Below are 17693 nucleotides of genomic sequence, written 5' to 3'. Positions count from 1 at the left end.
GGCTTGCCGCTGACTTTTGCTTACTCGATTACCTCGATTGAAATGCTTCATGCATCAGTTTTCTTATCGAGACGAGAAGAAAAGTATGGCCAAACACCATATGGATAAAGGGCAAAACAATGAGTGAAGGGTACTTTGTTGGTCTAGGTGATAATACAACCTGCGGTGGGAAAATTATCGAGGGCGATCCTAGAGTTAATATATATGGCGTTCTCCATGCTCGCGAAGGCGACCTGGTTACCTGTGGAAAACATGAAGGGACTTACCAGATCGTAGGCGGCATTTCTCATATTGAAAGTCATGGGAAACGTGTGGCCGGCACGCTGGACAGCTTCAGCAGTTGCCCCTGTCGAGCTCGGCTTATTCCTTCGGTGTACTCAGCCACCTATGAAAATGAAAATTCAGAGCCGCCAATTAGCTCGCGAGTCGCTCAACCGAGCACATCATCCGCGAATGGCAGCCCTGTAGCGCCGCGTCAGTCTGGTTTCGCGCCGTCGGGTCGTACAGTTCCAACTGTATCCAACGGCGTGAATGGCCAAGAGCCAGGCTTCTATATCGTGCCCCAGAGCATGACCCGCGAGGCGCTGGAAGCCACACTTTTTCCGACGCTCGACCCGGCGGTAATGCGCAAGTTTCAAGCACTTAATCCGAATACGAGCCACGTCAAAGCCGGCTCGATGATCGTGCTCAGCGATCCGAACAACACCTCCTGCACTTATCAGGAAGCGCAGCTTATGCAGGCCGCACAACAAGTCAGCGCATCTCTAGACTCGCTGACGCCGGACGAGGCCGACTTTCTGTATCGCCACGGTGCCGAGATCGCTGGCGTTATCGGCCATACCTCAACCTGGCTCGGTGTCAGCGCTGTGGTGATGGAAACGCACCTGAACAACCTGCGCGACACCCTCCAAGCCATCGAGCGCCTGCATCAACAAAATTATCGTCAGCACGGTCACCTTAAATCGCCCCAGTTCTTCGCGGATCGACAGCGTCTTATGAACCATCTGGATGCCCACCTGCTTAACTCCACGCGCTTACGTGGCCAAACCACCTTGGGCGATCACCCCAAGTTGAAAACGGCCCTAGGTATATCCAGTCGCAGCTTGGTACATCACTGGGACAAAGCGGGTGGGCCTGGGCAGATTCCGGGTTATTCGGCGCATGTGGAAGCCACCAGCCGCGCGGCCAGATACATGAAGGCAGGTGGTTACATCGGAATTGCCCTTGGCGGCGTATCCGCTTCATTGGCAATACAACAGGTTTGCAATAACGATTCCGGAGCGGCTTGCGAAAAGATCAAGTTTACAGAGACTGGAAAGTTCGCTGGCTCGGTTGGCGGCGGTGCTGCTGGCGGGTGGGTCGGTGGTGTTGCTGGTAGTACGATCTGCCTGGGGCTGGGTGTTACGACAGGTATTGGGGGCGTTATCTGTGTAGCGGCTCTGGTTGGGACAGGCGCTTGGGCGGGTACGACTATCGGTGGCAAAGGTGGCGAAATGGGCGGAGAAATTTTGTATGAGAAATCTTTGCCATGACGACGGAAGAGTTTTGGAAGTCCTGGCTGGCTTTCTGGATGGTTGCCGGTGGCCCGCTTCTGCTTTGCTTTGCTGGCCTTGCATTCAGTCTGTATCTCACCCGCCGTCATTTGGACGCCATAAAGGAAGCTTTGAAAAACAGCCGTTATATCTACCTTTGGGGAGACAGTCTCGGGAAACGAGGTTTGATTTGGTCTCTTTTGGAAATGTCACAAATAGCTGGAATGATCCTGATGCCAAAGTTGCATATCCAGCATGGCAAGTTGGATCCGGTGGACTTTGAAAACTTCCCACCCTATCTAAAACGTCTTCTCACAATCGTTACGACGATGATCTCTACCGCCCTGATTTGGATGGCTGTTGTAGCCATTGCGCTGGAGTTCAGGTAACCAAAACGGGCCTCCCCCGAGGCCCGACATCAGCAAAAGCCAACTGCCAGCGCACACCCCCCTGTGGGAGCGGGCTTGCTCGCGAATGCGCCATACCAGCCACTGCATATGTTGACTGACCCACCGCCTTCGCGAGCAAGCCCGCTCCCACAAGGAGGTCTACGTCAGAAGTAGTAACCGATGTTGACGTTCGTGCGGTAATACCAATCGTTGCTACCCACCGAATTGGTGCTGGTAAAACCGCTGCCATTCTCTGCACCGCCGTAAGGGTTGGCATTGCGCGCCCAGGTGAGGTCGACCCAGGCCATCACCGGCATCGCCAGGAACTGGGCGCCCACGGTGAACATCTGCGAGTCGTCCCAGGCGCTTTTGTCTTTCATCATCCGGCTGTAATCGCTGTACAGCTTGATCTTCTTCAACTGCCCCAGCCGGGGCGTGTGGATGTCGTAGCCGACGTTGAGCGAAGCCAGGCTGGCCTTGGAGGCGATCAGGTACGCAGGTGTCAGGCCGTTGCCGCCCATCAGCACCGAGTCGTTGCTCACGCCGGTCGGGTTTTCGGGGTCGTATTCGTAGCGGATGGCTTGGGTGGTGACCGTCCACAGGCCCTTGCTGATGATGGCGTGCACGCCGGCGGCCCAGTAGTCGCCGTTGTCTTTGGTGGTGGCGTTGTAGAGCTGAGCGGTGGCGAGCGAGGCGCCGACTTCGGTCTTCCAGCCCTCGTTGTTGAAGGTGCGCGCCACGCGGGCGTTGAATTGGTTGCGCTTCTCGTTGTCCTGGCGCGACTGGGTGAAGGCAATCGCGTTGTCATTCAAGTCGGCGTAACGCCCCACTTCCGGCGAGTAACGCAAATCGCTGGGCAGCATGCGCGGGAAAAATCCGAGCTGTACGTCCCAGTCCTGATCCTTGTAGCTGTATTTGAGGCCGGTGCCGGCACTCACCGCGTAGCCCATGAAAAACGGCAAGTGGTAGCTCCAGCCAAATTGCGGATAAGGCTCCAGGCCGAAGGGTTTGAACGGCGCTCCCAGTTGCAGGTTGGAGTTGGCATTGAGCCGGTATCCCACGAAGCCGCGATCGATCGCGCGCTTGCCGTCGTCCTGGAACCAGTAGCCGATATCGCTGTAAAGGTTCTTGTAGGTGGCCTGCACATCCAGGCGGAACGTATCGAACAGAAACCGACCGTTGTTTTCGGTGGTGTCCCAATGTTCGTCGCGATAGTTGGTGCGCAGTGCACCGCCGATGTCCAAGCTGCTGTCGCCGCTATCGCTGCGCCAGGAAATATGCGGGAAAGGTTTGTTGGCGGCGTTGGCCCGCACCGGTTCGGAAGGAATGGGTTCTGCGGCGAAACTGCTGAAACTGGCAAACATCAATCCTGCACACAAGACGCGCTTCATAGAGACCTCTCTACCGGGTGATCGGCAACACTCGTCCGCTTGCCTTTAAAGGCAACTAAGGAGGGAGCGGGTCTTACCGAGTTTAAGTGTTGGTTCTTATTGTTTTATCGGCGAAACGCCGTTTAATCAGTGAATGCGCAGGAGTAGAGCAGGAAGTGTGCCAGGCGGCTTGTTAGTTTGTGTTTTATAAAAATATCATTAGAAACAATTGTTTATATGGAAAACGAAGCTGGTTGTATAACCCATGAAACAACCCGCAAGTGCGGTAACAAAGTTGCCCGTGATAGGTGCGTATTTATTGCACGCTGCCAATGAAACGGGCATTTTGCGGATGATCTTGTAGAAGCGAGCTTGCTCGCTCCTACAAGGGGTAGGGGGCTAGAGGTCGAGCACCAACCGTTGGCTCTTGCAGCCGGAAACGCACACCATCATCGACGTGTTCGCTGCCCGCTCGGACTTGGTCAGCACCCCATCGCGGTGGTCGATTTCGCCTTCCACCACCCGCGTCTCGCAGGAGCCACAGACGCCTTCGCGGCAGCTGTGATCAATGTCGCAGCCCGCCTCCAGCAGCACATCCAGCAAACTCAAGCCGGGTTCCACCGCCAGGGTTTTGCCGGACCTTTTCAATTCAACACGGTAACTGCTCTGGGCGTCTTCGCTGGGGGGCAGTTCGGCGGCGGCAAAGCGCTCGATGTGGGCATGGGGATAACCCAGGCGCTCACAGGTACTTTCGAAGGCGTCGAGCATCGGCGTCGGGCCGCAGCAATACAGGTGCGTATCCGCAGGTTGGCCGGCGAGGTAGGCGGCAAGATCGGGGGGCACGCCTTTTTCGTCGTTGAAGTGGTAGGTCACTCGCGCATCGAGCCCACTCAAGGCTTCCACCAGCGCCGCTTCCTGGCGTGAGCGGGCGCAGTAGATCAACTCGGCGGATTTTCCCAGCGCCAGCAACTGGCGGAACATGCAGTAAATCGGCGTGATACCGATACCGCCGGCCACCAGCACACTGTGGCTGGCGCTCAGGTCCAGCTCGAAGTTATTGCGCGGCGGCGAGATCGACAACGGCATGCCGACCCGCAACTGGCTGTGCACGTATTCCGAACCGCCACGGCTGTTGCGGTCACGCAGGATACCGACCACATACCGCCCACGGTCGCTGGGCGAATTGAGCAGCGAATAACTGCGCACCAGGCCGTTGGCCAGGTGCAGGTCGATGTGCGAACCCGCGTCGAACGGCGGGAACACGGTATCGCCCAAAGGCCGCAGCTCGACGCTGATGATGCCTTCGGCTTCATAGCGCAGGGTGTGGACGCGGGCGTTGAGGAGCGCGGCTTTATTCATGGCAATTGCTTCGCGTCGATCAGTTCGAGCTGGGCTTTGGCGGCGTTCTTCAGGTAGCGCCGCAGCCGCACCACGCCCAAGTCGTGCTGGTAGAGGTTTTCACGTTGGTTGGCATCCGGCTCCATGAACTCCAGTAGCACCCGGTCTTGTTCCAGCACCGCCCAATGCCGCGCTTCCAGACGGTTCTTGTACAGGAACCGCCAGGTGTCGCGCTGCCAGCCGGTCAGCGGGCGGCAGCGCCAGTGGAACGCTGCGGCCAGCGAACGACTGCTGGGGGTGTAACTGCCGATGATGGTGAAGTTGCCGCCGGGTCCACCGGTTTTCGGATAGGGGATTTCCAGGCGCAGCCAGTGGCAGCCGTTGTCCACGAACTCGGTCCAATCGAAGTTCACGCCGCGCTGGCCTTCCTTCTCGAAGAAAAAGCCGGTGTCGGTGTCGCGGGTGACGAACTTGGCGGTGGCTTCGCCTTCGCTCATCGAGTGCGACATCTTGTGCAGGTAGGTGCCGTGCATCGGGTCCATGACGTTGTCGATCACGTAGCGATAGTCGCCTTTCCACTCGGTGTAGCAGACGAAGCTGCTCCACTCGGGCGAGGTCAATTGTTCGGGCAGCACCAGCTCCGGCGCAACGTCCAGGTGCGGGTCGGTGGCGTTGAACAAAAAGATCGCACCTGCGGCTTCGCGGGTGTGGAACATACGCGTGGGCCGGCTGCCTTCAAGCTTGCAGCCGGGGCTGCCGGGGACTTTGGTGACGGTACCGTCGCAGCGCACCTCAACGCCGTGATACGGGCATTGCAGGCGATCGCCCAGCACCGGCCCTTGGGACAGCGGGGCGCCGCGATGGGGGCAATGGTCTTCCAGCGCGTGGACGCTGCCATCGTTGTCGCGCCACAGGGCGATCTTGTAGCCCAGGCGGCGTATCGACAGCGGCTTCTCACCCAAAAGGTCCGACGGCAATACCGGGAACCAGAGGTCTTTGAGGCCATTGGCCAAATGCTGTTCAACAGGGTCGACGGTCAGTTGCATGTTCATTTTTATTCCTTCTGCCGGGTCATTCGCCCAGCCGGGCCATCAGGGTTTTGTAGGCATCTTCGGTCCATTCGCCGCTGGTCAGCGGGCACGGCGGGCCGGCCAGGTTCAAGTGCGCGAGCAGGGCCGGCAGTTCGGTCACGCCACTGCCAAAGGCGCGCTCGATGGAGTCGCCCAGCAACTCTTCGAACTGGGTGTTGGGCCGTTTACGTGCCTGATGGGGTTGCAGATAGGGTTCGTGAGTACTCATGGTGTTGACCTCCGTATTCAGGCTGCGTGAGTGGTCGAGACGCCCCAGGCGTCGTAGCCGTAGACCCAATCGGCGTTACCGCCGTCCTTGAGCCACTGGTTGCCCCGCGAGCCGATCTGGATCTGGCTGGTGCGTTCCAGGCGCGCTTGCTGGTAAGCCTGCAACGCGTCGGCGACCGAAGCCTGGCTGTCGAGGTCTTGCAGGTGGCGGGCAAGCACCACCGCATCTTCGATGGCCTGGCCCGCGCCCTGAGCCATGAACGGCATCATCGGGTGGCAGGCATCGCCCAGCAGGGTGATCGCGCCCTTGGACCAGAACGGCAGCGGGTCGCGCTCATACAGCGCGGTCTTGAGCACATCGGTGCAGGCATCAAGCAGGGCGCGGGCGTCCGGATGGAACGCCTGGTAGTGACTACGCAGCTCATCGGCATCGCCGGCGCTGGTCCACGACTCTTCGTGCCAGCTGTCCTGGGCGGTGGTGGCGAAGATGAAGATGTCTTTGCCCTGGTTCAGCGGGAAAGTGACGATCTGGCTTTGCGGGTTCGGCCCCCACCATTTGGTGAACGCCTGGATGTTTGGCACATGCGCGACGTGCTCGGCCGGCACCACAGCGCGATAGGCCACCACACCGGTAAAACGCGGGTGTTCTTCGCCAAACAGCGCGTTGCGCACCACCGAATGGATACCGTCGGCGCCGATCAATACGTCACAGCGGTGCTGGCTGCCATCCTTGAAGTGCAAGGTGATGCCGTCATCAGCTTGTTCTACCCGTTCGGCACGCTTGGCGAACTGCACCTGGTTCAGTGGGAACACCTTGGCCAGGGCTGCGAGCAGGTCGGCGCGGTGGATGGTCAATTGCGGCGCGCCGTATTTCTGTTCGGCGGCGTCGGACATTTCCAGGCGCGAAGTCTCCTCGCCGGTGTCCCACATGCGGCTGATGCGGTGAGTGGGGCGAGCGGCCGGGATGCGTACGGCAGGGCCAATGCCCAGGCCATCCAGTGCACGGACCGCGTTGGGTGTGAGGTTGATATCGGCACCGACGCGCAAAAAAGCCTTGGACTGTTCGAACACGGTGACCTGGTGACCGGCGCGATGCAGGGCGATGGCGGCGGTCAGGCCGCCGATACCGGCACCGGCGATAGCAATATTCAGGGAAGGCATGGGCGACTCCTGCTCAAGATTTCGGTTTGTCGGTGAGGAACTTGCCTTGCGGCGCCTCGACGTGTTGCTGGCGCCGGGTGTTGCCGTCGATACCGCCAGCGATTGCCCATTCAGCAAACACCGTGGGGCCGGGCTCAAAGGTGCGGGGCTGCCATTCGCCGGTCAGTTGGTCTTCATCGGCGTAGTACTCCACCAGCGCGCCCGCCGGGTTCTTGAAGTACCAGAAAAACGCTGATGACACCGGGTGGCGGCCCGGCCCGATTTCGGTCGGCCAGCCGCTGCGGGACACATGCATGCCACCGCCAAACACTTCGTGAACATCGCGCACGGTAAACGCCACATGGTTCAGTCCGGCCCGTGGTGCCGGCAGTTGCAACATGAACAGGTCGTGGTGGCCGCCTTCTTCGGCGGTGCGCAGGAAGGCGCCGCGGTCCGGGTAACGGTCCGAGGCCTGGAAGCCGAAGCGCTCGTGGTAGAAGGCTTCGCAGGCGTTCACGTCCTTGACGAAAAACACCACGTGGCCAACTTCAATCGGCGTGGCGCGCTCATAGATCGGCGCCGCCTTGTTGATCCGGCCCTTGGTCTGCCAGGTGTTGTGGCCGCTGCATTCAATCTCCAGTTCACGCTTGCGCGTGACTTGCAGGCGGATCGCCAGGCCGTTGGGGTCGGTGCAGCCGATGCGCCCGTCACATTCGACAAACCCCGGGTCATTGGCGATGCGTTGGCTGTACAGCGCCAGGTCGGCGGTGCTGGCCACGCCCCAGACTACTTCGCGCACCGTGGAGCCGGCTTCGATGGCCGGCGGCAGGCCCGGTTTGTTCAGGTCCGCGAGCACTACGCGGCAGCCATTGAGGGTCTCGAACACCACTTCGTCCGGTTGCGCGCTGACTTGGGTCAGGCCCCAGTCCCTGAAAAAACGTACGCAGGTGTCCAGGTCCTCGACGCCATAAGTGACTTCATCAATACCTAAAACGCTCATTGCGCTACCTCTCGTGGCACACCGGCCCAGGCCAGTGGCTGTTCGTTCATGCCCCAGTAGAGGCTCTTCTGTTCCATGTACTGCAGGATGCCCAGGCGACCTTTTTCACGGCCCAGGCCGCTGTCGCGCCAGCCGCCGAATGGCGTGGAAATCGAGAACTGCTTGTAGGTGTTGATCCACACCGTACCGGCCTGCAAGCGCCGGCCCAGGGCCCAGGCGCGTTTGTAGTCACGGGTCCAGATTCCGGCGGCGAGGGCGTAGACGCTGTCGTTGGCTTGTTCCAGCAGTTGGGCTTCGTCGTCGAACGGCATTGCCACCAGCACCGGGCCGAAGATTTCCTCCTGGCACACCTGCTGGTGGTTGCTCAGGCCCTCCAGGATGGTCGGCGGGTAGAAGTAACCCTGGTCATACATACCACCGCTGGGGCGCTGCCCACCCAGGCGCAGGCGCCCCCCTTCGGCCAGGCCGAGGGCGACGTAACGCTCCACGGATTCGCGATGACTGGCGCTGATCAACGGGCCCATCTGTGTATGCTCGTCGGCCGGGTCGCCCACCCGCAGGTTCGCGGCGGCGGCGACCAGGCGCTGCATGAACGGCTCGTACAAGGCGCGGGCGATAAACAATCGCGAGCCGGCGATACAGGCTTCGCCCGACGAACTGAAAATACCGTACAGCACCCCGGCCACCGCATGCTCAAGGTCGGCGTCATCGAGGACGATGGTCGGTGATTTGCCGCCCAGTTCCAGGGACACCGGCATCATTTTGTCGGCGGCAATATGGGCGATGTGCTTGCCAGTGCGCGTACCCCCGGTAAACGACACGCGCTTGATCAGCGGGTGGCGCGTCAGCGCATCCCCCAGCAACGAACCCTTGCCCGGCAGCACGCTGATCAAGCCCTTGGGCAGGCCCGCCTCTTCACACAGACGCGCCAGGCGCAGGGCCAGCAGCGGGGTAATTTCCGCAGGCTTGATCACCACCGCATTGCCCGCCGCCAGTGCCGGCGCAACCTTCTGCGCCTCGCTGGCAATCGGCGAGTTCCACGGGGTGATCGCAGCGACCACGCCCATCGGTTCATACACGCTCATGCTGACGAAATCACCGCGTGACGGCGTGATGGTTTCTTCCAGGGTTTCGCAGGCTGCGGCGAAAAACTGAAAGGTGCCGGCCGCACTGGCTACCAGGGCGCGGGTTTCATTGATCGGCTTGCCGTTGTCCTGCCGCTGCAGTTGCGCCAGCTCTTCGCTGTGCAGGCGGATCAACTCGGCGATGCGATACAGCACGCCGGCCCGCTCGTGGGGTTTGCGCTGGGCCCAGCCGCTGTGCAGGAATGCCTGGTGCGCGCCCTGGATGGCCTCCTCTACATCCTGCAGGTCGGCGGCATTGAGCCAGGCCACGGCTTCGCCGGTGGCCGGGTAGCGGCTGGCATAACGCTCGCCACGGCCTGGGCGCCACTGGCCGGCGATGCAGATGGGTAATGTCTGTTCGGTGTTCATCGACGGCTCCTAAATGGAAATCGCGTGGGCATGGTTGCCCAAGGCACGGACCACGCTATACACGGTCAGCGCCGAGGTCTTCGGGTTGGCCAGCAAGGGCTTGCCGCGCAGGCTCAACTCGAAGCGGCCAAAGGCGCCCCGGGCTTCGAAGTGGTGAACGTTTTCATCGCTGTGAGGGTCGGCGATCAACGTCACATGGGTGCGGTCCAGGCCCAGCCCGGCCAGCGACAGAGTGGCCGCGACGTTGGCGTTCTTGGGGTACAGCCGCGCAGCCTCGCGGGCGCTGCCCTGGAAGATCACCGTGGCTTCCTCGATGGTGTCCAGGTCGCAGGCCTGTTCGCCGGGGGTGTTCTTCCAGGCGCGAGCCGGCTTGCGGCCGGTGTAGTTGACCGCGTCCAGCCCGCCGACCTTGGCCGCCGACAGCGCATCGATGCCGCCGATGGCGCCGGGCAGCAACTCGATGCGGGTCTTGCCGCGTTCGGCGGCCGCCTCCAGGCGTTCCACCAGGCCGACTTCGGACAGCGCGCCCACCGACACAATCAGGCAGGCAATGCCACGCTCCAGGGCCGGCAGCACATGTTCTTCAATGGCGAGGTGCCCGGCGCATTCCACCAGCAGGTCCGGGCGGGCATTGGCGGGCAAGGCCGTCAGCACCTGCGGCGGCTGTTTGAAACTGGCCAGGCGCTGGCGCACCAAGGCCTCGGAACCCTCGGACGCGATGACGTAATCCACGCACAGCTGTGGATCGTTCTCCAGCAGCTCCAGCACACCGACGCCAATGGCGCCGCAGCCGATCATGGTGATATGCAACATGGTGCGATCCTCAGGCGGTGGCCTTCTGGGCTTTGGTTTCGCTGTTGGGCGGGCCGGCAAACTGGGTGGCGAAGTTGCCGACGCTGAGCATGTCCACTTCCAGCAGGAACGGGCCTGGCTGGCTCAGGGCGCTGTCGACCACCGTGCCGAAGTCCTTGAGGTCGGTGACCAGGCCATGGCGCAGGCCCAGGGAATCGGCGAGCTTGGTGTAGTCCGGGGTGTGCAGGTCGACGTAGCAGTGGCGGCTGCCGTAGACCGCATCCTGAATATTGCGGATCACCCCGTAGCGCTGGTCGTTCATCAGCAGGATCACCAGGTTGGCGCGCTCTTGCACCAAGGTTGCCAGCTCACCCAGGTTGAGGATGAAGCCGCCGTCACCTGCGATTGCGAACACTTTGCGCTCAGGCGCCGTTTCCGCTGCGGCGACCGCTGCGCCGATGCCCATGGCCAACCCCTGGCCAATCCCGCCGCCCAAGGCATGAACACCCGCCCGTGGGTGATACAGGGTCAGCAGGCGGTTGCCCCAGATGCTGTTGGACAGGGTCACATCACGCACCCAGGAGAAGTTGCGCCCGGTCACTGCCTGCAATTGCTCGACCATGGCCGAGTACGGCCCGAGGTCGGCCATCAGTTGGCTACGTGATTGTTCGCGTACGGCTTTGAGTTCAGCGAGAAAGCTCGGGTCGGCGTGCAAGCGACCTTCCAGGCGATCAGCCAGGCCTTCGAGCGCCAGTGCCGCGTCGCCGCAGACAAACAGTTCGCTGGCGTAACTGCGACCTTCGATCGCCGGGTTGGCGTCGATGCGCAAGAGGTTCGAAGGCAGTTTCAGGGCGTACTTGAAGGTTTCGTTACTGCGCAGGCGCGAGCCGGCGATCAGCAGTGCATCGCAGCTTTGCAGGAACTGTTCGACCCGCTTGTTCTGCGAAAAAGCCCCCAGGCAACGCTCGTCGTCTTCATTGACCACGCCGCGACCTTGCGTGGAAGTGATCACGCCCACGCCCATCGCCAGCAGGCGCTTGACCTGTGCGCCGGCATGCCGGGCGCCGCCGCCGAGCCAGAGCATCGGCCGCTTGGCGCTGGCCAGGCGGTCTGCCATCAGGTCGAGGGCTTCCGGTGCAGGCACGGCCACGGGAATCGGCAGGGGCGACAGGTCGGTCGGCATCGGGATAAAGGTGGACTGGATGTCGATGGGGATTTCGACGCTGACCGGCCCGGTGGGCGCGGTCAGGGCGGTCTGCACCGCGAGCTTCATGGTGCTCAGGGCGGTCTCGACACTGCGTACGCGAAAGGCAGCCTTGGACACCGCCTTGAGCATGTTCAGCTGGTCGCGGGCTTCGTGGATGTAAGCCAGTTCCTGGTCCAGGTATGGCGTTTCGATTTGGCCGGTGATGTGCAGCAGCGGGGTGCCGGCGGTCTGGGCTTCGACCATCGCGCCGGCGGCATTGCCAGCGGCGGTGCCGGTGGAGGTCAGGCACACACCCAGGCCGCCGGTGGTGCGGGCATAGGCGTCGGCCATGTTGGCGGCGCCGGCTTCACCCCGGGCCATGACGAAACGGATATTGCCGCGTACCGCAAAGGCATCGAGGATCGGCATGTTGTGGATCGAGATCACACCGAACACAGCCTTGACGTCGCATTGCTCGAGAAAGGCGGTGATGGCAGCGCCTACGGTGACAGTGTTGTTTTCATTACGCATGGCGGGACAGGCCTCCGGATACATCGATATGGCTGCCTGTGGTGTAAGCCGACAGAGGCGAGGCCAGAAACAGGATCGCGCGGGCCGCTTCAATCGGCAGGCCCAGGCGCCCCAAGGGAATGTGTTTTTGTTGTGCCAGGCGTGCGGTCCATTGCGCCCAGCCGAGGTCGCGTTCTTCGCGCGCTTCGAAACGCCTGCGCCATTGGCCGGACTCCACCAGGCCAATCAGGATGCCGTTGACACGGATGCCCTGCGGGGCGAATTCAGTGGCCATCGAGCGCACCAGGTTCTTGATCCCGGCCCGTGCGGCGGAGGTGGCGACCATGTGCGGTTCGGGCTGGCTGGCCAGCAGCGAATTGACGCAGACGATGGCGGCGTCAGGCTGGTTTTCCAGCTGAGGCTTGAAGGCGCGGACCGGGTTGATCACCGAGAAAAACTTCAGGTTCAGCTCTTCGGTCCAGGCGCTGTCGGTGGTGTCGGCAAAGGTCGAGACCCGGCCTTGCCCGGCGTTGTTGATCAGCACGCTGGCCGCCCCAAGCGCAGCCAGGCTGGCGCCGGCAAACGCGCTGACCGACTCGGCATCGAGCACATCGCAGGCCTGGGCCAACAGGCGGGCCCGTGGGAAACGCTCGCGCAAACCCGCTTCTGCATGGCGCAGGCGCTCTTCATCACGACCGCAGAACGCCACGGCCACACCGGCTTGCAGCAGCAGTTCGACACAGGCCAGGCCGATGCCTGAAGAGCCGCCGGTGACAATGGCGACGCGGCCCTGCAATTGATAAAGGCTCATGTCAGTCTCTCATCAAGGCTGTGACGCGGGGCTGCCCGTTGTGGGCGCCGCCGTTGTAGTTGAGCAGTCGCGACAGCTCGTCGGCGCTGCGACGTACCTGATTCAACAGTTCTTCAAAGTTGACGTGGCCGATCTGCGTCGTGGGAATGGTCACGCCCAGAGCCGCGACGATGCCGCCACTCTGGTCACGCACCGGCGCGGCCACCGTGGAAATCGCCGACTCGAAAAAGCCTTCGCCGCTGACAAACCCGCGCTGGCGGTCGGCCTGGACCAGGTCGAACAGCGCCATCACGGTTTTCGGCGTGCAGGGCGAGTGTTGTTCCAGGTGCTCTTCGGGGTACAACTCGCGCAACTCGGCCAGCGACAGGTCTTCGAGCAGGATGCGCCCCAGCACGGTGGCATGGGCGGGCAGGCGGGTGCCGACGTTGACCGCGTTGGAGAACACCGAAGGCGGTGAGACCTTGGCCACGTAGACAATCGAGCGACCGTCACGCACCACCAGGTTGCTTGGGTAGTTGACCCGGTCGCACAAGCGCGCCAGGAGCGGCTGGCCAAGTTCGGTCAGCTCCAGCGACGCCAGGTACTCGAAGCCCAGGCGCAGCACGGACATGCCGAGGCGGTATTCATTGCCGCTGCGGGTGACGAAACCCATGGTTTCCAGGGTGGTCAGCAGGCGGAAGATGGTCGAGCGTGGCAGTGCCAACCGGCGTGCCAGCTCCGGTGCGGTCAGGGTGCGGTTGCGCCGGCTGAACTCACAGAGCAGGAGCAGGCCGCGCTCGAGGCCTGGAACGATGTATTTGTCCTGAGCGTCTTTGAGCAGATCGGAATCGTTCATTGGGTTCTACCTGTCAGGGATTGTTGGAGGGCATAGGCCAGGCGCCCGGCAACCACTTGCGGTTGCTCGATGGGGCTGGCGTGGCCGGCGTCGGCGATCAGGTTGAAGCTGGCGCCCAGCGCCTTGGCCACGCTCAGGCAGGCCTCGGCGGGGGTGATGCTGTCGGCTTCACCGCAATGCACCTCGCAGGGCATGGCCGGCTGGCCATGACGCAGCAGGTCATCGCCGCACAGCAATTCAATGGCCTGGCGATAACCACCGGGGTTCAGGCGCGCCATGTTCCAGCGCACCCAGGCCAGGGCCTGGGGCGTGGCACGGGGCGACAACATATGAGCGCTGCGTTGTTCGGCCAGGCCGGCGATACCCAGGCGTTGCAGGTTGTCCAGGCGTTGCTGGCGTACCTGTTGGCGCTGTTGGGTCAGATGCGGTGCGCCGTAACCGCGAGCCGGGCTGATCAACACCAGGCGGCTCACCCGATGAGCCTGCGAACTGCGGGCGAACGCCAGGGCGGTGAGCGCTCCCAGTGAGTGACCCACCAGCACGCAGGTTTCAACCTCCAGTGCATCGAGCATCTGTACCAAACGGGCCGCGTACTGTTCGGCCTTGGGAACATCCGATTCCAGTGCGCTGGAGTCGCCGTAGCCGGGTGCATCCCAGGCAACGACCCGGGTTTCGTGGACCAGTTGCCGAGCCACTTGCAGCCAGGACGCCGCCCCGGAGCCGATACCGTGCAGCAACACCACCACTGGCCCAGCACCACATTCGCGCAAGGCCTGTTGCCCTCCGGCGGCAGCCACCAGGCGCTGAGGAAAATCGCGCTCCAGTTGGGCTTGCAGGCCGGCCGTCGGCGCGGCTTGAGAGAGTCCTGGCTGCATGGGCTTATCCGCGCTTGATCGAAGCCAGAGGGTGCTCTGGCGGATAGGTCGGGGTGATGGGTTTTTTCGCGCCGAGCATCACGCACATCAACGCATCTTCATCGCCGATGTTGATCTCTTCGCGGTACACGCCCGGTGGTACGGAAATCACGTCGCGGTCGGTGAGGATGGTCTCGAAGCGCTCGCCATCTTTCTCCAGCACCACCTTGAGCTTGCCGCGCAATACGAAAAACACTTCTTCGACGTCGATGTGCAGGTGCGGCGGACCTTCGTGGCCGGCCGGGATCACCATGGTGGAGAAAGTGAAATGCTCCGACGGGATGGTGTTCATATCGGTACTGATGCCGGTGCCGCCGGTGCCGATGTAGCGCATCTGTGCGCGGCGGAACTTGGGGTCGTAGTCGGCCTGGAACTTCAGCGCATCCCAGTCGTACTTGCGCGTTTCGTAACGGGCGATACGGGTGTTCATCCAGCTTTCCAGGCTGGCGCCGGCCGGGCGGTCCCAGCTTTTCGGGGTGTCGTTTTGGGCAGATAGATCAGTCATGACAGTCTCCAGATCAAGGCATGACGAACCCGCCGTTGACCGGCAGGGTTTGTCCAGTGATGAAGCGAGCAAGGTCGGACAGCGCGAACAGCACCGCGCCGCTGACGTCTTCGGGCAGTTGCGGGCGTTGGATGGCCCGCTGGTCGTTGTACAAACGGTGGCGAGCCTCGGGCACGTAGGCGGTGGCTTCCACCAGCACCAGGCCAGGGGCGATGGCGTTGACCGTGATGTTGTCGGCGCCCAGCTCGCGGGCCAGGCTGCGGGTCATGGCGATGATCGCGCCCTTGCTGGCGACATAGGCCAACAGGTTCGGCGCGCCCCACAGGGGCGTGTCGGAGGCCAGGTTGACGATGGCGCCGTGGCCGCTGGCGCGCAGCGCCGGCAGGCAGGCGGTGGTCATCAGCCAGGTGCCGCGCACGTTGACCTGCATCACCTGGTCCCAGGTGTCGATGCTCAGGTCTTCACAGCCTTTGCCACCGGAGTTGGTGATGGAGGCGTTGTTCACCAGGCCATCGAGACCGCCCAGCAGATCGACTGTCGCGTCGACGCACGCCTGGATCGACTCAGGCTGGGCCAGGTCGACCGTGACCGCGTGAACATCCAGGCCCAGGGCCTGTAGTTCACAGGCCGCCTGTTGCACACGTTCTTCCAGCACATCGGCAATCACCACGCGGGCACCGGCCTGGCCGATGGCCTGGGCAAAACCATAGCCCAGGCCACGGGCGCCGCCGGTTACCAGCACGCGGCGACCTTCGAGCAAACGATTACGGTCGTTCATCATTGCGTGCTCAACATGGCTTTGGGCATGTAGTGCAGGACGCGTTTTTCCGCCCATACCACGGCGCCGTAGGCGACCACCCCAATCAGGGTGAGCATGACGATGGCGACGAACACACCGGCCGTGTTGCCTTGGCCCTCGGCGTCCACCAACAGGAAGCCAAGGCCCTGGTTGCCGCCGACCAGCTCACCGACGGTGACGCCGATCACGGCCAAGGTGGAGGCGATGCGCAGGCCGGAAAACAGCGCGGCCATGGCGGAGGGGAATTCCACCAGGCGGAAAATCTGCCAGCGGTTGGCGTTCATGGTGCGCACCAGGTTGATCATGTCCGGATCGACCGTGCGGATCGCCGAGAGCACGTTGATCATCACCGGGAAAAATACGATCAGGATTGCAATCAGAATCTTCGGGTAGATGGTGTAGCCCAGCCACATCACGAACAGTGGCGCAAAGGCGACCTTCGGTGCAATCTGCAACGCCAGGATGTAGGGCGACAGCATCGCTTCAGCCGCGGGCGACAGGCCCAGGGACACACCAATCATCACGCCCAGCAAGGCGCCCAGGGCGAAGCCGACGACGATCTCCATGGCGGTGATCAGGGTGTGTTCCAGCAGGCCGCCGCTGTGCCACATCACCAGGCTTTCCTGGGCTACGCGGCTGAGTTTGGGCATGACGAATTCGGGCATGCCGAGCAGCCCGGGGCCCCATTGCCAGAGCGCCAGGAACAGGATCAGCAGCGCCACGCTACCGAGCACGGAGGGGTTCAGGTTTTTCATCGTATGCGTACCTTGTTGTCCGGTGCGTTATTGCGCGGCGACCGGGCTGTCGACGAATTGGTTGGTGAACAGCTCATCCAGCGGGGTTTCCCGGGGCACGATGCCTTCGCTCACGTAGAACTGGCGGACCTTGTCCAGGCGCTCGGGGTCGATGTGCCCCAGCACGCGCTGGTTGGCGTAGACGTGCTCGACATAGAGCTTGAAGATCTTCTCCAGTGAGTCTTCCTTGCCGGCGTAGGTCGGGACCGCCTTGGCAAAGGTGACGGCGGCGGCGCGTGGGTCCTGGATAATGTCGTGCATGCCTTTGAGGGTGGCCTGCACCACGCCGCGTACCACTTGGGGGTGGTTTTTGATGGCGTCATCCGAGGCGAGGATGGCCTGGGCCATGCTTTCGAAAATCTGCTCTTGGGGAATCAGCTTGATCTGCGCGCCGGCTTCTTCGGCGGTGACCATCCAATCCGGGACGCCGGCCATGGCCTGGGCCTTGTTGGCCGTGAATAACTGCCAGACTCCGGCAGGGCCCGCGGCCTGGATGTCCACGTCATTCTTGCCAAGGCCTGCCTTGCGCAACGAAGCGAGCAGCGCGTAGTAGGTGGTGTCGGAATACGACATCACCGTCATGGTCTTGCCCTTGAGGTCGCTGACGTTATTGATGTTGTCCTTGGCGTGAGTGGCGATCATGGTCACGCCGCCCGCGCCCAGCACCGCCACGGCGCGCACCGGGATACCGTTGCCGCGCACCATGATCGGCGTGTCGCCGATGGCACCGCCGAGCAGGGCATTGCCGGCACCGATCTGCTTGGCCACGTCCACGCCACCTTTGGCTGCAATGAACGTCAGGTTCAGGTCCTGGTCCGCGTAATAGCCTTTTTCCTTGGCGATGATCCAGGGTGCAAAGGCTGGCAAGTTAGGCGGTGCCGGCAGCAGGTAGGTAACGTCGGTTGGCTGCGCCTGGGCCGCGCAGGCGAGGCCGAGGCCAAGGCTGAGCGCGCAAAAACGTTGGAACAGAGACTTGAGCATGGGAAC

Annotated in this window: 18 protein-coding genes; 2 read left to right on the top strand and 16 right to left on the bottom strand. The window is 62.3% G+C overall.

What is annotated here, in order from left to right; genetic code table 11:
• Positions 1-119: 119 nt before the first annotated feature.
• Both TU73_RS06430 and TU73_RS06425 read left to right on the top strand, forming a co-directional pair.
• Positions 120-1532, top strand: coding sequence for a PAAR domain-containing protein (locus TU73_RS06430; RefSeq protein ID WP_057011491.1), 1413 nt, complete (start codon positions 120-122; stop codon positions 1530-1532).
• A complete protein-coding gene (locus tag TU73_RS06425) occupies positions 1529-1921 on the top strand; it encodes a hypothetical protein (protein ID WP_057011490.1) in 393 nt (130 codons plus the stop codon). Before TU73_RS06430 ends, TU73_RS06425 begins: the two co-directional genes overlap by 4 nt.
• Before the next feature lie 164 nt (positions 1922-2085).
• On the opposite strand, the gene TU73_RS06420 is transcribed toward TU73_RS06425, so the two are convergent.
• From TU73_RS06420 to TU73_RS06345, 16 genes are all read right to left on the bottom strand, one after another.
• A complete protein-coding gene (locus TU73_RS06420) occupies positions 2086-3312 on the bottom strand; it encodes a hypothetical protein (RefSeq protein WP_057011489.1) in 1227 nt (408 codons plus the stop codon).
• 378 nt (positions 3313-3690) lie between these two features.
• On the bottom strand, positions 3691-4650 hold the full coding sequence (locus TU73_RS06415) for a PDR/VanB family oxidoreductase (protein ID WP_057011488.1): 960 nt from the start codon (positions 4648-4650) through the stop codon (positions 3691-3693).
• Positions 4647-5681 (bottom strand): aromatic ring-hydroxylating oxygenase subunit alpha, encoded by a 1035-nt coding sequence (locus TU73_RS06410; RefSeq protein ID WP_003195686.1) that lies wholly within the window; start codon positions 5679-5681, stop codon positions 4647-4649. The genes TU73_RS06415 and TU73_RS06410 overlap by 4 nt, the downstream gene beginning before the upstream one ends.
• Positions 5682-5700: 19 nt before the next feature.
• The gene (locus TU73_RS06405) at positions 5701-5928 is read right to left on the bottom strand and encodes a recombinase-like helix-turn-helix domain-containing protein (RefSeq protein WP_003195684.1); all 228 of its coding nucleotides are present in this window, start codon (positions 5926-5928) and stop codon (positions 5701-5703) included.
• 17 nt (positions 5929-5945) lie between these two features.
• A complete protein-coding gene (locus TU73_RS06400; protein ID WP_057011487.1) occupies positions 5946-7088 on the bottom strand; it encodes an FAD-dependent monooxygenase in 1143 nt (380 codons plus the stop codon).
• Between the two features lie 13 nt (positions 7089-7101).
• A complete protein-coding gene (locus tag TU73_RS06395) occupies positions 7102-8067 on the bottom strand; it encodes a VOC family protein (RefSeq protein ID WP_057011486.1) in 966 nt (321 codons plus the stop codon).
• Positions 8064-9560 carry an aldehyde dehydrogenase gene (locus TU73_RS06390; RefSeq protein ID WP_057011485.1) on the bottom strand — a complete coding sequence of 499 codons (1497 nt, stop codon included), beginning with the start codon at positions 9558-9560 and terminating at the stop codon, positions 8064-8066. Before TU73_RS06390 ends, TU73_RS06395 begins: the two co-directional genes overlap by 4 nt.
• A 9-nt stretch (positions 9561-9569) precedes the next feature.
• Positions 9570-10373: an aspartate dehydrogenase gene (locus tag TU73_RS06385; protein WP_057011484.1), complete on the bottom strand. Its 804-nt coding sequence runs from the start codon at positions 10371-10373 to the stop codon at positions 9570-9572.
• A gap of 10 nt (positions 10374-10383) precedes the next feature.
• Entirely contained in the window at positions 10384-12069 is a 1686-nt protein-coding gene (locus tag TU73_RS06380) for a thiamine pyrophosphate-binding protein (RefSeq protein ID WP_057011483.1), read from the bottom strand.
• Positions 12062-12859 carry an SDR family oxidoreductase gene (locus tag TU73_RS06375; RefSeq protein WP_057011482.1) on the bottom strand — a complete coding sequence of 266 codons (798 nt, stop codon included), beginning with the start codon at positions 12857-12859 and terminating at the stop codon, positions 12062-12064. The genes TU73_RS06380 and TU73_RS06375 overlap by 8 nt, the downstream gene beginning before the upstream one ends.
• Before the next feature lies 1 nt (position 12860).
• Positions 12861-13694: an IclR family transcriptional regulator gene (locus tag TU73_RS06370; protein WP_057011481.1), complete on the bottom strand. Its 834-nt coding sequence runs from the start codon at positions 13692-13694 to the stop codon at positions 12861-12863.
• Positions 13691-14569 carry an alpha/beta fold hydrolase gene (locus tag TU73_RS06365; protein ID WP_057011480.1) on the bottom strand — a complete coding sequence of 293 codons (879 nt, stop codon included), beginning with the start codon at positions 14567-14569 and terminating at the stop codon, positions 13691-13693. The genes TU73_RS06370 and TU73_RS06365 overlap by 4 nt, the downstream gene beginning before the upstream one ends.
• A 4-nt stretch (positions 14570-14573) precedes the next feature.
• On the bottom strand, positions 14574-15113 hold the full coding sequence (locus TU73_RS06360; protein ID WP_014720525.1) for a cupin domain-containing protein: 540 nt from the start codon (positions 15111-15113) through the stop codon (positions 14574-14576).
• Positions 15114-15126: 13 nt separating this feature from the next.
• Entirely contained in the window at positions 15127-15894 is a 768-nt protein-coding gene (locus TU73_RS06355) for an SDR family oxidoreductase (RefSeq protein ID WP_156421203.1), read from the bottom strand.
• Complete coding sequence (locus TU73_RS06350; RefSeq protein WP_057011479.1) at positions 15891-16667, bottom strand: ABC transporter permease; 777 nt, start codon at positions 16665-16667, stop codon at positions 15891-15893. The genes TU73_RS06355 and TU73_RS06350 overlap by 4 nt, the downstream gene beginning before the upstream one ends.
• A 27-nt stretch (positions 16668-16694) precedes the next feature.
• Positions 16695-17687 carry an ABC transporter substrate-binding protein gene (locus TU73_RS06345; RefSeq protein ID WP_057011478.1) on the bottom strand — a complete coding sequence of 331 codons (993 nt, stop codon included), beginning with the start codon at positions 17685-17687 and terminating at the stop codon, positions 16695-16697.
• Positions 17688-17693 lie beyond the last annotated feature (6 nt).

The organism is Pseudomonas libanensis (assembly GCF_001439685.1).
GTDB classification, from domain to species: Bacteria; Pseudomonadota; Gammaproteobacteria; order Pseudomonadales; family Pseudomonadaceae; genus Aquipseudomonas; species Aquipseudomonas libanensis.
This window is presented reverse-complemented; position numbering and strand designations above follow the sequence as displayed.

Coding starts and splice junctions, on each gene's coding strand:
- TU73_RS06430 (WP_057011491.1), top strand. CDS start 120: ATGAGTGAAGGGTACTTTGTTGGTCTAGGTGATAATACAACCTGCGGT.
- TU73_RS06425 (WP_057011490.1), top strand. CDS start 1,529: ATGACGACGGAAGAGTTTTGGAAGTCCTGGCTGGCTTTCTGGATGGTT.
- TU73_RS06420 (WP_057011489.1), bottom strand. CDS start 3,312: ATGAAGCGCGTCTTGTGTGCAGGATTGATGTTTGCCAGTTTCAGCAGT.
- TU73_RS06415 (WP_057011488.1), bottom strand. CDS start 4,650: ATGAATAAAGCCGCGCTCCTCAACGCCCGCGTCCACACCCTGCGCTAT.
- TU73_RS06410 (WP_003195686.1), bottom strand. CDS start 5,681: ATGAACATGCAACTGACCGTCGACCCTGTTGAACAGCATTTGGCCAAT.
- TU73_RS06405 (WP_003195684.1), bottom strand. CDS start 5,928: ATGAGTACTCACGAACCCTATCTGCAACCCCATCAGGCACGTAAACGG.
- TU73_RS06400 (WP_057011487.1), bottom strand. CDS start 7,088: ATGCCTTCCCTGAATATTGCTATCGCCGGTGCCGGTATCGGCGGCCTG.
- TU73_RS06395 (WP_057011486.1), bottom strand. CDS start 8,067: ATGAGCGTTTTAGGTATTGATGAAGTCACTTATGGCGTCGAGGACCTG.
- TU73_RS06390 (WP_057011485.1), bottom strand. CDS start 9,560: ATGAACACCGAACAGACATTACCCATCTGCATCGCCGGCCAGTGGCGC.
- TU73_RS06385 (WP_057011484.1), bottom strand. CDS start 10,373: ATGTTGCATATCACCATGATCGGCTGCGGCGCCATTGGCGTCGGTGTG.
- TU73_RS06380 (WP_057011483.1), bottom strand. CDS start 12,069: ATGCGTAATGAAAACAACACTGTCACCGTAGGCGCTGCCATCACCGCC.
- TU73_RS06375 (WP_057011482.1), bottom strand. CDS start 12,859: ATGAGCCTTTATCAATTGCAGGGCCGCGTCGCCATTGTCACCGGCGGC.
- TU73_RS06370 (WP_057011481.1), bottom strand. CDS start 13,694: ATGAACGATTCCGATCTGCTCAAAGACGCTCAGGACAAATACATCGTT.
- TU73_RS06365 (WP_057011480.1), bottom strand. CDS start 14,569: ATGCAGCCAGGACTCTCTCAAGCCGCGCCGACGGCCGGCCTGCAAGCC.
- TU73_RS06360 (WP_014720525.1), bottom strand. CDS start 15,113: ATGACTGATCTATCTGCCCAAAACGACACCCCGAAAAGCTGGGACCGC.
- TU73_RS06355 (WP_156421203.1), bottom strand. CDS start 15,894: ATGATGAACGACCGTAATCGTTTGCTCGAAGGTCGCCGCGTGCTGGTA.
- TU73_RS06350 (WP_057011479.1), bottom strand. CDS start 16,667: ATGAAAAACCTGAACCCCTCCGTGCTCGGTAGCGTGGCGCTGCTGATC.
- TU73_RS06345 (WP_057011478.1), bottom strand. CDS start 17,687: ATGCTCAAGTCTCTGTTCCAACGTTTTTGCGCGCTCAGCCTTGGCCTC.